This is a genomic window from Citrobacter sp. GW821-FHT07H02, from assembly GCF_059418505.1.
In genome coordinates this window covers 1-15,009 of sequence record NZ_JBWKPZ010000021.1, presented here as the reverse complement: position 1 = coordinate 15,009, position 15,009 = coordinate 1, and the positions used below count along the sequence as shown (strand labels likewise).

6 protein-coding genes and 1 tRNA gene are annotated in these 15,009 nt (G+C 54.8%); 5 read left to right on the top strand and 2 right to left on the bottom strand.

Annotated features, from left to right (window positions below):
- Positions 1-12 precede the first annotated feature (12 nt).
- The 4 genes from recC to recD all read left to right on the top strand — a co-directional run bounded on the left by recC (position 13) and on the right by recD (position 11,824).
- Positions 13-3,381 carry an exodeoxyribonuclease V subunit gamma gene (gene recC / locus AC07NP_RS18250; RefSeq protein WP_494661315.1) on the top strand — a complete coding sequence of 1,123 codons (3,369 nt, stop codon included), beginning with the start codon at positions 13-15 and terminating at the stop codon, positions 3,379-3,381.
- Positions 3,382-3,559: 178 nt separating this feature from the next.
- Complete coding sequence (gene ptrA / locus AC07NP_RS18245) at positions 3,560-6,448, top strand: pitrilysin (RefSeq protein ID WP_494661314.1); 2,889 nt, start codon at positions 3,560-3,562, stop codon at positions 6,446-6,448.
- Positions 6,441-9,980: an exodeoxyribonuclease V subunit beta gene (gene recB, locus AC07NP_RS18240; protein WP_494661313.1), complete on the top strand. Its 3,540-nt coding sequence runs from the start codon at positions 6,441-6,443 to the stop codon at positions 9,978-9,980. The genes ptrA and recB overlap by 8 nt, the downstream gene beginning before the upstream one ends.
- A complete protein-coding gene (gene recD / locus AC07NP_RS18235) occupies positions 9,980-11,824 on the top strand; it encodes an exodeoxyribonuclease V subunit alpha (protein ID WP_494661312.1) in 1,845 nt (614 codons plus the stop codon). The genes recB and recD overlap by 1 nt, the downstream gene beginning before the upstream one ends.
- Before the next feature lie 82 nt (positions 11,825-11,906).
- Here the strand turns inward: recD and argA are convergent, their stop codons facing one another.
- Positions 11,907-13,238, bottom strand: coding sequence for an amino-acid N-acetyltransferase (gene argA / locus AC07NP_RS18230; RefSeq protein ID WP_203360147.1), 1,332 nt, complete (start codon positions 13,236-13,238; stop codon positions 11,907-11,909).
- A gap of 233 nt (positions 13,239-13,471) precedes the next feature.
- Between argA and amiC the strand changes: the two genes are divergently transcribed.
- On the top strand, positions 13,472-14,725 hold the full coding sequence (amiC, locus tag AC07NP_RS18225; RefSeq protein WP_276294062.1) for an N-acetylmuramoyl-L-alanine amidase AmiC: 1,254 nt from the start codon (positions 13,472-13,474) through the stop codon (positions 14,723-14,725).
- Between the two features lie 87 nt (positions 14,726-14,812).
- Here amiC and AC07NP_RS18220 read toward each other — a convergent pair.
- Positions 14,813-14,889: transfer RNA gene (locus tag AC07NP_RS18220), tRNA-Met, on the bottom strand.
- Positions 14,890-15,009: the final 120 nt, after the last annotated feature.

Here is a 15,009-nt window from a genome sequence, read left to right as displayed (position 1 = left end):
CCAGGAGTTTCTATGTTAAGGGTCTACCACTCCAATCGACTGGATGTGCTGGAAGCGTTGATGGAATTTATCGTCGAGCGCGAGCGTCTGGACGATCCGTTTGAGCCGGAGATGATACTGGTGCAGAGCACCGGTATGGCGCAGTGGCTACAGATGACCCTTTCACAGAAATTTGGCATTGCCGCTAATATTGATTTTCCACTGCCTGCGAGTTTTATCTGGGATATGTTCGTGCGCGTACTGCCGGAGATCCCCAAAGAAAGCGCCTTTAGCAAGCAAAGCATGAGCTGGAAGTTGATGACCTTGCTGCCGCAACTGCTGCATCAGGATGATTTTACCTTACTGCGCCACTACCTGATTGACGACACTGACAAACGTAAGCTGTTTCAGCTTTCTTCTCGCGCTGCAGACCTGTTTGACCAGTATCTGGTCTACCGTCCGGACTGGCTCACGCACTGGGAGGCGGGGCGTCTGGTTGAGGGATTGGGGGAAGCCCAAATCTGGCAAGCGCCTCTGTGGAAGGCGCTGGTCGAGTATACAGAGGAACTGGGGCAGCCCCGCTGGCATCGCGCCAATCTCTATCAGCGTTTTATTCAGACGCTGGAAAACGCAACAACCTGCCCGGCGGGGTTACCGTCGCGCGTCTTTATTTGTGGTATTTCCGCGTTGCCGCCCGTTTATCTCCAGGCGTTACAGGCGCTGGGTAAACATATCGAAATCCACCTGTTGTTTACCAACCCTTGTCGCTACTACTGGGGCGATATCAAAGACCCTGCGTATCTGGCAAAGCTGATGGCTCGCCAGCGTCGCCACAGTTTTGAAGACCGCCATTTGCCACTATTTCGCGACGGCCAAAACGCAGAGGGATTATTTAACAGTGACGGCGAACAGGATGTGGGAAACCCCCTGTTAGCGTCATGGGGAAAACTGGGGCGGGATTATATTTATCTGCTTTCCGAGCTGGACAGCGCGCAGGAGCTGGATGCGTTCGTTGATATCACGCCGGACAATCTGCTGCATAACATTCAGTCAGATATCCTTGAGCTGGAAAGCAACGCGGTGGCTGGGGTGAATCTTGACGAGTATTCCCGTAGCGACAACAAACGACTGCTCGACCCGAACGACAACAGTGTGAGCTTTCACGTCTGCCACAGTCCGCAACGAGAAGTTGAAATATTGCATGACCGACTGCTTACCATGCTGGAAGCAGACCCCACGCTGACGCCGCGAGACATTATTGTCATGGTGGCGGATATCGACAGCTACAGTCCGTTTATTCAGTCGGTGTTTGGCAGCGCGCCTGCTGAACGCTATCTGCCTTATGCCATTTCGGATCGTCGCGCCCGTCAGTCGCACCCGGTTCTGCAGGCATTTATCAGTTTGCTTTCGTTACCGGACAGCCGCTTTGTCTCTGAAGATGTACTGGCATTGCTGGATGTTCCTGTTCTGGCTGCCCGTTTTAACATCAATGAAGAAGGGCTGCGTTATCTCCGCCTGTGGGTCAATGAGTCGGGAATTCGTTGGGGGATTGATGATGACAACGTTCGCGAGTTAGCGCTACCCGCCACCGGCCAGCATACCTGGCAATTTGGTTTGACGCGCATGTTGCTGGGATACGCTATGGAAAGCGCGCAGGGAGAGTGGCAGTCGGTGCTTCCGTATGATGAATCCAGCGGTTTAATTGCCGAGCTGGTAGGTCATCTGGCCTCGTTACTGATGCAGTTGAATATCTGGCGTCGGGAGCTGGCGCAGGAACGTCCCCTGGACGCCTGGCTGCCGGTTTGTCGTAATATGCTGAATGATTTTTTCCTGCCAGACACTGAAACCGAAGCCGCAATGACGCTCATAGAGCAACAGTGGCAGGCGATGATTTCCGAGGGCGTTGGCGCTGAGTATGCCGACGCGATACCGCTGACACTGCTACGCGATGAGCTGGCGCAACGGTTAGATCAAGAACGCATCAGCCAGCGTTTTCTCGCCGGGCCGGTGAATATCTGTACGCTCATGCCGATGCGTTCTATTCCTTTCAAAGTGGTGTGTCTGCTCGGTATGAACGACGGGGTATATCCCCGACAACTGGCGCCTCTCGGTTTTGATCTGATGAGTCAGAAACCGAAACGCGGGGATCGCAGTCGCCGTGATGACGATCGCTACCTGTTTCTTGAGGCGCTGATCTCCGCGCAGCAGACGCTCTACATCAGCTATATCGGGCGTTCCATTCAGGATAACAGCGAACGATTCCCGTCAGTGCTGGTTCAGGAACTGATGGATTACATCGGCCAAAGTCACTATTTGCCTGGCGATGCGTTACTGACCTCTGATGAGAGCGAGGCGCGTGTAAAAGCGCACATCGTCCATTTGCATACCCGTATGCCTTTTGATGCGCAAAACTATCTGCCTGGTGAGTGGCAAAGTTATGCCCGTGAATGGCTGCCAGCGGCAAATCAGTCCGGGGAGGCGCATACGAATTTTGTACAACCTATCCTCTTTGTCATGCCTGAAACACTCACACTGGAAGCGCTGCAGCGGTTCTGGGCGCATCCGGTGCGCGCGTTTTTCCAGATGCGCCTGCAGGTGAATTTTCGCTCCGAAGAGAGCGATATTCCTGAAACTGAGCCGTTCACCCTTGAGGGGTTAAGCCGTTATCAGCTCAATCAGCAGTTGCTTAACGCCCTTGTGCAGCAGGAGGATGCCGAACGCCTGTTTCGCCGATTCCGTGCTGCAGGCGATCTGCCCTATGGCGCGTTTGGTGAGATCCTCTGGGAAACGCAACATCAGGAAATGCAAGGGCTTGCGGAAAGGGTCATCGCCTGTCGCCAGCCATGTCAGAGCATGGAAATCGATCTCATCTGTAACGGCGTACACTTGACCGGCTGGCTACCGCAAGTACAGGAGGATGGGTTGTTGCGCTGGCGTCCATCATTAATCAGTGTTGCTCAGGGGATGCAACTTTGGCTGGAACATCTTGTCTATTGTGCGTGCGGGGGAACCGGGGAGAGCCGTTTATTCCTGCGTAAAGAAGGGGAATGGCGTTTTCCGCCGATGGATGCCGGGCAGGCGCAGGGTTACCTGGCGCAGTTAATTGACGGTTATCGGGAAGGTATGTCTTCCCCGCTCTTCGTGCTACCTGAAAGCGGTGGCGCATGGATAAAAACTTGTTACGACGCGGCAAATGATGCCATGTTAGATGACGATGACACGCTGCAAAAAGCCCGGGCTAAATTCCTGCAGGCGTACGAAGGCAACGTGATGGTGCGTGGCGAAGGGGATGACATCTGGTATCAGCGCCTGTGGCGTCATCTGGAGTCAGACACCATGGAAACCATTATCCATACGTCGCAGCACTATTTATTACCGCTATTTCGTTTTAATCAGTCTTGATGGTTGTATAAAAATTGCGCAATTGAGCGTCTTCTACTATCATGCGCTCTCTGTCACGGACTGATTTTTACATAAAGAGAGGCTGACGGGTTCAGCACAAAGTCTTTGCCCTGTTCAATCAGACATCCTCGCGGTGTTGGGTACGAGCAGGAATGAAAGTTAATGATGAGGTTCGTGAATGCCCCGCAGCACCTGGTTCAGAGCGTTATTTTTGTTTGTCGCCCTTTGGGCACCTTTAAGTCAGGCAGATACAGGTTGGCAGCCTTTGGCAGAAACCATCCGTAAAAGCGATAAAGACACCCGCCAGTATCAGGCCGTGCGCCTGGATAATGGCATGGTGGTATTGCTGGTATCCGATCCGCAAGCCGTAAAGTCGCTTTCTGCATTAGTGGTCCCAGTGGGATCGCTGGAAGACCCACAAGCGCACCAGGGGCTGGCGCATTACCTTGAGCACATGAGTCTGATGGGCTCGAAAAAATATCCGCAGGCAGACAGTCTCTCTGAATTCCTCAAGATGCACGGCGGCAGCCACAATGCCAGCACCGCGCCTTATCGCACAGCTTTCTATCTGGAAGTTGAGAACGATGCGCTGGTGGGGGCGGTGGATCGTCTGGCCGATGCCATCGCAGCGCCCTTGCTGGATAAAAAATATGCCGAACGCGAACGCAATGCCGTTAACGCTGAACTGACACTGGCGCGCACGCGAGATGGTATGCGTATGGCGCAAGTGAGCGCGGAAACCATTAACCCAGCGCACCCCGGTTCACGTTTTTCTGGCGGGAATCTGCAAACATTAAGCGACAAACCCGGTAAGCCGGTGCTGCAGGCTTTGCAGGAATTTCATGAGAAATACTATTCAGCCAACCTGATGAAGGCGGTGATTTATAGCAATAAACCGTTGCCAGAGCTGGCGCGTATTGCTGCCGATACCTACGGTCGTGTACCGAACAAAAATACCGTAAAACCCGAAATCACGGTTCCGGTGGTCACTGACGCGCAAAAAGGGGTCATCATCCATTATGTGCCTGCGCTGCCGCGTAAAGTGCTGCGCGTCGAGTTTCGTATCGACAACAACAGCGCTCAGTTTCGTAGCAAAACCGACGAACTGGTGACCTATCTGATTGGCAATCGTAGCCCGGGCACCCTCTCTGACTGGTTGCAAAAACAAGGACTGGTGGAAGGTATTCGCGCGGATTCCGATCCTGTCGTCAACGGTAACAGCGGTGTACTGGCCATTTCAGCCACGCTCACCGACAAAGGTCTGGCGAATCGTGATGAAGTTGTCGCGGCCATCTTTAGCTATCTCAATCTGTTACGCGAAAAAGGCGTGGATAAACGCTACTTTGATGAGCTGGCGCACGTCCTGGATCTCGACTTCCGTTATCCGTCCATCACACGTGATATGGATTACGTGGAATGGCTGGCAGACACCATGATTCGCGTGCCCGTCGACCATACTCTGGATGCGGTTAACATCGCCGATCAGTATGATGCTGATGCGGTAAAAGCCCGTCTGGCGATGATGACGCCGCAGAATGCCCGCGTCTGGTATATCAGCCCGAATGAGCCACATAACAAAACTGCCTACTTTGTTGATGCCCCTTATCAGGTCAACAAAATCGACGACAAAACATTTGCGCAGTGGCAGCAAAAAGCGCAGGCGATTTCGCTCTCCCTGCCGGACCTCAACCCCTACATTCCTGATGACTTCTCGTTGATTAAGAGCGAGAAGCAATATGCGCATCCGGAATTGATCATCGATAAACCGGATTTGCGCGTGGTGTATGCGCCGAGCCGTTACTTTGCCAGTGAGCCAAAAGCCGATGTGAGCGTGGTGCTGCGTAATCCAAAAGCCATGGACAGCGCCAGAAATCAGGTGATGTTTGCGCTGAATGATTATCTGGCAGGCATTGCGCTTGATCAGTTAAGCAATCAGGCCGCCGTGGGCGGGATAGGGTTTTCGACTAATGCCAATAATGGGTTGATGCTGAACGCCAATGGCTACACTCAGCGTTTGCCGCAGCTTTTCCAGGCGTTGCTGGAAGGCTACTTCAGCTACTCTGCAACGCAAGAGCAGCTGGAACAGGCGAAGTCCTGGTATGCGCAGATGATGGACTCTGCCGAGAAAGGTAAAGCCTACGATCAGGCCATTATGCCCGTGCAGATGATTTCTCAGGTGCCTTACTTCTCACGTGATGAACGCCGTAAGTTGTTGCCATCAATCAGCCTGGAAGAGGTTATGGCGTACCGCGATGCGTTAAAAGTGGGTGCCCGTCCGGAGTTTCTGGTTATCGGCAACATGAGCGAAACGCAGGCCAAAACCATGGCGCAGGATATCCAGAAACAGCTGGGTGCGAAGGGCTCAGAATGGTGTCGCAACAAAGATGTGCTGGTCGATAAAAAACAGTCGGTCATTTTTGAAAAAGCGGGCAGCAGTACGGACTCTGCGCTGGCGGCGGTGTTTGTACCTTCGGGATACGATGAACACACCAGCACCGCCTACAGCGCCATGTTGGGGCAAATTGTTCAGCCATGGTTCTACAACCAACTGCGTACCGAAGAGCAGTTAGGTTACGCGGTGTTTGCTTTTCCGATGAACGTAGGTCGCCAGTGGGGGATGGGTTTCCTGCTGCAAAGCAGCGACAAACAGCCGGCGTATCTCTGGGAGCGCTATAAAGCCTTTTTCCCGACGGCGGAAGCGAAGCTGCGGGCAATGAAACCAGCCGAATTTGCACAAATTCAGCAGGCGGTCATTACGCAAATGTTAGAAGCGCCGCAAACGCTGGGCGCAGAGGCTTCGCAGTTAAGCAAAGATTTCGATCGGGGTAATATGCACTTCGATTCGCGTGATAAAATCGTGGCTCAGATTAAACTGCTGACGCCGCAAAAACTTGCCGACTTCTTCCATCAGGCGGTGGTAGAGCCGCAAGGCATGGCGATACTGTCACAGATTTCCGGAAGCCAGAACGGGAAAGCAGAATATGCGACCCTGGAAGGCGGGAAAGTGTGGCAGACCGTCAGCGCGTTGCAGCAAACCTTGCCCCTGATGAGTGAAAAGAATGAATGATGCTGAGTCTCTTGATCCTCTACGCTTGCCCCTCACGGGCGAGCGCCTGATTGAAGCGTCCGCAGGCACTGGCAAAACCTTTACTATCGCAGCGCTCTATCTGCGTCTGCTACTTGGACTGGGCGGCTCTGCCGCCTTTCCCCGTCCGTTAACCGTAGAAGAGTTATTGGTGGTGACCTTTACCGAGGCCGCCACCGAAGAGCTACGCGGTCGAATCCGCAGTAATATCCACGAATTGCGCATTGCCTGTCTGCGGGAATCGACCGATAACCCGCTCTATGCCCGCCTGTTAGACGAAATTAACGATAAAAAGCAGGCCGCACAGTGGTTATTGTTGGCCGAACGGCAGATGGATGAAGCTGCGGTCTTCACCATTCACGGTTTTTGCCAGCGCATGCTGAGTCTGAATGCCTTTGAGTCGGGGATGTTATTCGAGCAACAGCTCATCGAAGACGAATCCCTCCTGCGTTATCAGGCCTGTGCGGACTTTTGGCGTCGTCACTGTTACCCACTCCCGCGTGAAATTGCCCAGGTTGTCTTTGAAACATGGAAAGGCCCGCAGGCGCTGCTGAAAGATATTGACCGCTATCTGCAGGGTGAAGCTCCGGTAATTAAAGCCCCTCCGCCAGACGAAGAGACGCTGGCATCGCGCCATGCGCAGATTCTGGCGCGAATCACCCGGATCAAACAGCAATGGTGTGAAGCGGTTGAGGAACTTGACGCGCTGATCGAATCGTCAGGCATCGATCGCAGAAAATTCAACCGTGGCAACCAGGCAAAATGGATCGAGAAGGTAACCGCATGGGCGCAGGCAGAAACGCAGACTTATCAGTTGCCTGAAGCGTTGGAGAAATTCTCGCAGCGCTTTTTAGAAGAGCGAACCAAAGCGGGCGGTGTTACGCCCGAGCACGCACTGTTTGTGGCAATTGACGAACTCCTTGCAGAGCCGCTGACGATTCGCGATTTGGTTATCACCCGGGCACTGGCGGAGATTCGGGAAACGGTCGCACGGGAAAAGCAGCGTCGGGGAGAGTTAGGCTTCGATGACATGCTCAGCCGCCTTGATGCGGCGCTGCGAAGTGAAAGCGGCGAGGCGCTGGCGTCGGCCATTCGCGGTCGTTTTCCGGTAGCGATGATCGATGAATTTCAGGATACCGATCCGCAACAATACCGTATTTTTCGCCGCATCTGGCAGCATCAGCCGGAGACGGCGCTGTTGCTGATTGGCGATCCAAAACAGGCGATTTACGCATTCCGTGGCGCGGATATCTTCACCTACATGAAGGCGCGCAGCGAGGTGACGGCGCACTATACGCTCGACACGAACTGGCGTTCTGCGCCGGGCATGGTCAACAGCGTCAATACGCTGTTTGATCAGATGGATGATGCCTTCATGTTTCGTGAGATCCCGTTCACGCCGGTGAAGTCCGCTGATAAAAATCAGGCGCTGCAATTTGTATTGAACGGCGAGACGCAACCCGCCATGCGCATGTGGTTAATGGACGGTGAGAGTTGTGGCATTGGCGACTACCAAAGCACCATGGCGCACGTTTGCGCCGCACAAATCCGTGACTGGCTGAAGGCGGGACACTCGGGTCAGGCTCTGCTGAACAGCGGCAAAACCTCGCGACCCGTTCGCGCTTCGGATATCAGCGTACTGGTGCGCAGTCGTCAGGAAGCCGCCCAGATTCGTGATGCGCTGACGCAACTGGATATCCCGTCTGTGTATCTCTCTAACCGCGACAGCGTTTTTGACACCCTTGAAGCGCAAGAGCTGCTGTGGGTTTTACAGGCGGTGATGACGCCTGAGCGCGAAAACACGCTGCGCAGCGCGCTTGCCGCCTCGATGATGGGGTTAAATGCGCAGGACATCGACAGACTTAATAATGACGAGAACGCCTGGGACGCGGTTGTGGAGGAGTTTGACGGCTACCGTCAGATCTGGCGCAAACGCGGTGTGATGCCCATGCTGCGCGCGCTGATGTCGCAGAGAAACATTGCGGAAAACCTGCTGGCGACAGCAGGAGGTGAGCGCCGTCTCACCGATATTCTGCACATCAGCGAACTTTTGCAGGAAGCGGGATCGCAACTGGAGAGCGAGCATGCGCTGGTTCGCTGGCTTTCGCAGCATATTCTGGAACCCGACAGCAATGCCTCCAGCCAGCAAATGCGTCTGGAAAGCGATAAGCATCTGGTGCAAATCGTCACCATTCATAAATCGAAAGGGCTGGAGTACCCGCTGGTCTGGTTGCCCTTTATTAGCCATTTCCGTATTCAGGATCAGGCGTTTTATCATGATCGCCGCTCATTTGAAGCGGTATTGGATCTCAGCGAGGCCGATGAGAGCATTGAACTGGCGGAAGCCGAACGGCTGGCGGAAGATCTCCGCTTGCTCTATGTTGCGCTGACCCGTTCAGTATGGCATTGCAGTCTCGGCGTTGCGCCGCTGGTGCGTCGCCGTAGTGATAAAAAAGGGGAGACGGATGTGCACCAGAGCGCACTGGGCCGTCTGCTGCAAAAAGGTGAACCGAAAGATGCCGCCGGGCTTCGCGCGTGCATTGAATCGTTGTGTGGTGAAGATATCGCCCTGCAAATAACGGGCGCGCCGGACACCGAACGCTGGCAGGTGGCGCAAGCCGCCCGCGCCGAACTGAGCGCGAAAGTGTTACAACGCCCCCTGAGCGATAGCTGGCGGGTAACCAGTTATTCCGGCCTACAGCAGCGAGGCCACAGTGTTGCTCAGGACTTAATCCCTCGCCTTGATGTTGATGCCGCTGGTGTCGCTGAGGTGACGGTTGAGCCGGGGTTAACCCCACATCAGTTTCCGCGCGGCGCATCGCCGGGCACCTTCCTGCACAGCTTGTTTGAAGACCTTGATTTTACTCAGTCTGTTGATGCCGCCTGGGTACAAGAGAAACTGGCGTTGGGAGGTTTCGACGCACACTGGGAACCGGTTTTGACAGCGTGGCTGGAGGCCGTCTTACAGGCGCCGCTTAACGATACGGGCGTGAGTCTGCGTCATCTCTCCGAGCGCGACAAACAGGTAGAGATGGAGTTTTATCTGCCGATAGCCCAGCCGCTGAATGCCAGCCAACTGGATGCGCTCATTCGTCAGTACGATCCGCTCTCTGCCGGGTGCCCGCCGTTGGACTTCATGCAGGTGCGCGGCATGTTGAAAGGATTTATTGATCTGGTGTTTCGCCATGAAGGGCGTTATTACCTGCTCGATTACAAATCTAACTGGCTTGGCGAGGACAGTGCCGCCTACACCCAACAGGCGATGGCTTCGGCGATGCAGGCGCACCGTTACGACCTGCAATACCAGTTGTATACGCTGGCCCTGCATCGGTATTTGCGCCATCGCATCGCGGACTACGACTACGAGCGCCATTTCGGCGGCGTTATCTATCTCTTCCTGCGCGGCGTGGATAGCGAACAACCACAGCAAGGCATTTACGCGACCCGTCCGGACAGCGAATTAATTGCACAGATGGACGAGATGTTTGCAGGCGCGGTACGGGAGGAGGCGTAATGACAATCCAGAAACGCTTACTGGATGCAGTAGAACAAAAGCAGTTAAGACCGCTGGATGCGCAGTTTGCGCTGGCTGTTGCCGGCAATGACGATCCGGCGGTGACGCTGGCGGCGGCGTTGCTCAGTCGTGATGCGGGGGAAGGCCACGTCTGTCTGCCGCTTTCGCGGCTGTCCATCACGGAAGACACTCATCCGCTGTTGCTGACATGGCTCAACGAAGCGCCAGAGCGCATCGACTGGACGCAACGCCTGTTAACGTCTGCCGCGGTTAGCCGTGGCGAACAGCCAACGCCGCTCATTTTGCACGACGATCGCCTCTATCTGAACCGAATGTGGCGTAATGAACGTACGGTAGCGCGCTTTTTTAGCGAGGTGAATCAGGCGATTGAGCTGGATGAGCAGCAGCTAACCCAGACGCTTGATGCGCTTTTCCCTCCCACCGATGAAATCAACTGGCAAAAAGTGGCGGCTGCCGTGGCGTTGACCCGCCGTATCTCGGTGATTTCTGGCGGCCCGGGGACGGGCAAAACGACGACCGTGGCAAAGCTGCTGGCGGCGTTGATTCAGATGGCCGACGGCGAACGCTGTCGTATCCGGCTGGCGGCGCCCACGGGCAAAGCGGCGGCGCGACTGACAGAATCGCTGGGGAAAGCATTACGTCAATTACCGCTTACCGATGAGCAAAAAAAACGGATCCCGGATGACGCCAGTACCCTGCATCGACTGTTAGGCGCGCAGCCTGGCAGTCAGCGTCTGCGTCACCATGCGGGCAACCCGCTGCATCTGGATGTGCTGGTGGTTGATGAAGCGTCAATGATTGACCTTCCGATGATGTCGCGCCTGATCGATGCGTTACCGACGCACGGGCGGGTTATTTTTCTGGGCGATCGTGACCAGCTTGCATCCGTTGAGGCGGGCGCTGTGTTGGGGGATATCTGTGCCTGTGTGAAGGACGGCTTTACGCCTGCACGTGCGCAACAGCTCAGTCGGCTTACCGGATGCCAGGTTTCGGCTGGAGCAGAAACAGAAGCCGCCGCTTCCCTGCGTGACAGCCTTTGTTTGCTGCAAAAAAGCTACCGTTTTGGCAGTGATTCCGGCATTGGCCAACTGGCTGCTGCCATTAATCGCGGCGATAAATCTGCAGTTAAGGCGGTCTTCCAGAAGGAATTTAGCGACATTGAAAAACGGACGCTGATGAGCCGTGAAGATTACGCAGCGATGCTGGATGAGGCAATGGCTGGGTACGGGCGGTATCTTGATCTGGTTCGGGCGGGGGCGGAACCCGATGCCATCATTCAGGCGTTCAATGATTACCAACTGCTGTGCGCGCTGCGCGAAGGGCCATTTGGCGTTAAAGGACTGAATGAACGTATCGAACACGTGATGCGGGAAAAACGCAAAATTACCACGAATGCGCACTCCCGCTGGTATGAAGGGCGGCCGGTAATGATTGCGCGAAACGACAGCTCGTTGGGATTATTTAACGGCGATATCGGCATTGCGCTCGAACGCGGTCAGGGGCTGCGAGTCTGGTTTGCGATGCCGGACGGTGCCATTAAGTCTGTGCAGCCGAGCCGTCTACCGGAACATGAAACGACCTGGGCGATGACGGTACATAAATCTCAGGGTTCGGAGTTTGATCACGCGGCGCTTATTCTGCCCACGCAGCGTACACCGGTTGTGACGCGCGAGCTGGTGTATACCGCGGTTACGCGAGCGCGCCGTCGCCTGTCGCTGTATACCGATGAACGGGTGTTGAGTGGCGCGATAGCGACCCGTACCGAGCGCCGTAGCGGGCTGTCGGCCTTGTTTAACAAGGATAATACGCAGCAGGATTTGTAGGCCGGATAAGCGTTAGCGCCATCCGGCAATGTGCCCGATGGCGCGCGAAACGGTTTTATCAGACCGGCAACGTATTAAGCCGCTACCCCAAATCCGCCATCAACACTTTTGAACGGCGCTGATAGTTGTACATCTCTTTTTTGCTCTCGGGGAGCAGGTCGATATCCACCGGCGTAAAGCCACGCTCCTGAAACCAGTGAATGCTCCGCGTGGTCAGCACAAACAGCTTGCTAAGCCCGATTTGTCTGGCCTGCGCGGCAATCCGCTCCAGCAGGACTTCTCCCCGCGATGAACTGCGATAATCCGGATGTACCGCCACGCAGGCCATTTCGCCGATCTTCTCTTCCGGGAAAGGATACAGCGCCGCGCAGGCGATGGTCAGGTTATCACGCTGAATAATGGTGAATTTGTCGATCTCCATCTCCAGCTGTTCACGGGAACGGCGCACCAGAATCCCTTGCTGTTCCAGCGGGCTGATAAGCTCGAGAATTCCGCCAATATCATTAATGGTGGCGCGGCGGATTTGTTCGGCGCTTTCCATCACGATCTGCGTGCCGATACCGTCACGCGAGAACAATTCCTGTAACAGCGCGCCATCTTCCTGATAGCTGATCAAATGGCAGCGACGTACGCCGCTGCGACAGGCTTTCACCGCACCGCGCAGGAAACGCACGGTGCCGGAGTTGTAATCCTCTTTCTCTTCCTGTGCTTCTACGCGGGCCTGTGCTTCATTCGGGAACAGTTCAGAAACAATGTCGCCATCGTCGTTGGTAACCCCTTGTGAGGAGCAGAAGCCAATCATTTTCTCCGCCTTCAGTTTGATGGCGAGCTGGGTGGCGATCTCTTCTGAGGTCAGGTTAAAACTTTCACCGGTGACAGAGACGGCGACCGGTCCCATCAGGACAATCGCGCCGTTGTCGAGCTGGCGGTGAATCGCCTCTTCATCAATACGACGAATACGCCCGCTGTGGCAGTAATCGACGCCATCATCAACGCCCAACGGCTGTGCGATGATAAAGTTGCCGCTGACCACGTTGATGTGCGCGCCCTGTAGAGGCGTGTTATTGAGGCTCATCGACAGACGGGCGGTGATATCCAGCTGTAATGTGCCAGCCGCCTGCTTGACCAGCTCCAGGGTTTTGGCGTCCGTCACACGCGTATTTTTGTGGTACACCGGCTCATGATGGTGTGCGGCCAGGTTCGCGTCGATTTGCGGACGTGCGCCATACACGACCACCAGGCGAATGCCGAGGCTGTGCAGAAGCCCGATGTCATTGACGATACTGGAGAAATTCTCATGCTCGATGGCTTCGCCGCCCAGCATAATGACAAACGTTTTCCCCCGATGGGTATTGATATAGGGAACAGAATGGCGGAATCCCTGTACCAGTTCGGTTCTACGTTCCTTCACCACGGCACACCCTCTTTGCATGATTATTCGTATTAAGTGTATTTTTATTCTGTTTTTTCTCCGGGCGCAAGTGCAAATTTGCCAGCAGTCGAAGGTATTTATCAGTAATACCGTGAATACAAAAAGAAAGTTTACCGTTTTATAGATGACAGATTATGCGTCATTCGCTAAAGTTTCCGGTCAATTCAGACGTTTTGTAAATCAGCACCGTTAGATTTGTTTTGCTCGGGAGAAGCATGTCGGGATCCAATCCAGCAATCAGCCGCCGTCGTTTACTGCAAGGGGCGGGCGCCATGTGGCTATTGAGCGTAAGCCAGGTCGGTCTGGCTGCGGTCAGTCAGGTCGTTGCGGTTCGTATTTGGCCAGCATCCAGTTACACCCGTGTGACGGTGGAATCGAACCGCGAGTTGAAATACAAACAATTTGCCCTGAGTAATCCTGAGCGCGTCGTGGTGGATATTGAAGGTGTGAATTTGAACTCCGTGCTCAAAGGCATCGGAACCCAGATCCGCCCGGATGATCCCTACATCAAATCGGCACGAGTGGGGCAGTTTGATCCGCAGACCGTGCGCATGGTGTTTGAACTGAAGCAGAACGTGAAGCCGCAGCTGTTTGCCCTCGCGCCGGTGGCGGGTTTTAAAGAACGTCTGGTGATGGATCTCTATCCTGCCAATGCGCAGGACATGCAGGATCCGCTGCTGGCGTTGCTTGAGGATTACAACAAAGGCGATCTGGAGAAACAGGTACCACCCGCGCAGAGCGGCCCACAGCCGGGTAAAGCGGGGCGTGATCGTCCGATTGTGATCATGCTCGATCCGGGGCACGGCGGCGAAGACTCCGGCGCTGTGGGCAAATACAAGACGCGTGAAAAAGATGTGGTGTTGCAGATCGCCCGTCGCCTGCGGGCGCTGATCGAGCAAGAAGGCAACATGAAGGTCTATATGACGCGAAACGAAGATATCTTCATTCCGCTGAAAGTGCGCGTCGCGAAAGCTCAAAAACAGCGTGCCGACCTTTTCGTCTCAATTCACGCGGATGCATTTACCAGTCGACAGCCCAGCGGGTCGTCGGTGTTTGCCCTTTCCACTAAAGGCGCAACCAGTACGGCTGCAAAATACCTGGCGCAAACCCAGAACGCCTCGGATTTGATCGGGGGGGTCAGTAAAAGCGGCGACCGCTACGTCGATCACACGATGTTCGACATGGTGCAATCGCTGACCATTGCCGACAGCCTGAAGTTCGGGAAAGCGGTGCTGAAGAAACTTGGCCAGGTCAACAACCTGCACAAGAATCAGGTAGAGCAGGCCGGGTTTGCCGTGTTAAAAGCGCCAGATATCCCTTCGATTCTGGTTGAAACTGCCTTTATCAGTAACGTTGAAGAAGAGCGGAAGCTCAAAACAGCGACGTTCCAGCAGGAAGTGGCAGAGTCTATATTGGCAGGGATCAAAGCCTACTTCGCCGATGGGGCGACGCTGGCGAGAAGGGGATAATAAAAAAGCGCTGAAAAGCGCTTTTTTTACAGACGTTTTTGCCGACGCCAGAAACAAAAAAACACCCAGAAGGGTGCTTAATGTTGTTGGTTGCGGGGGCCGGATTTGAACCGACGACCTTCGGGTTATGAGCCCGACGAGCTACCAGGCTGCTCCACCCCGCGTCCGTCTTTTACTCTTCCATCGAGTAACTTCTTCTTCACAATGTGTTGGTTGCGGGGGCCGGATTTGAACCGACGACCTTCGGGTTATGAGCCCGACGAGCTACCAGGCTGCTCCACCCC

Excerpts from the sequence above, each read along its gene's own strand:
- ptrA (WP_494661314.1), top strand. The coding sequence starts at position 3,560 with ATGCCCCGCAGCACCTGGTTCAGAGCGTTATTTTTGTTTGTCGCCCTT.
- recC (WP_494661315.1), top strand. The coding sequence starts at position 13 with ATGTTAAGGGTCTACCACTCCAATCGACTGGATGTGCTGGAAGCGTTG.
- recB (WP_494661313.1), top strand. The coding sequence starts at position 6,441 with ATGAATGATGCTGAGTCTCTTGATCCTCTACGCTTGCCCCTCACGGGC.
- amiC (WP_276294062.1), top strand. The coding sequence starts at position 13,472 with ATGTCGGGATCCAATCCAGCAATCAGCCGCCGTCGTTTACTGCAAGGG.
- recD (WP_494661312.1), top strand. The coding sequence starts at position 9,980 with ATGACAATCCAGAAACGCTTACTGGATGCAGTAGAACAAAAGCAGTTA.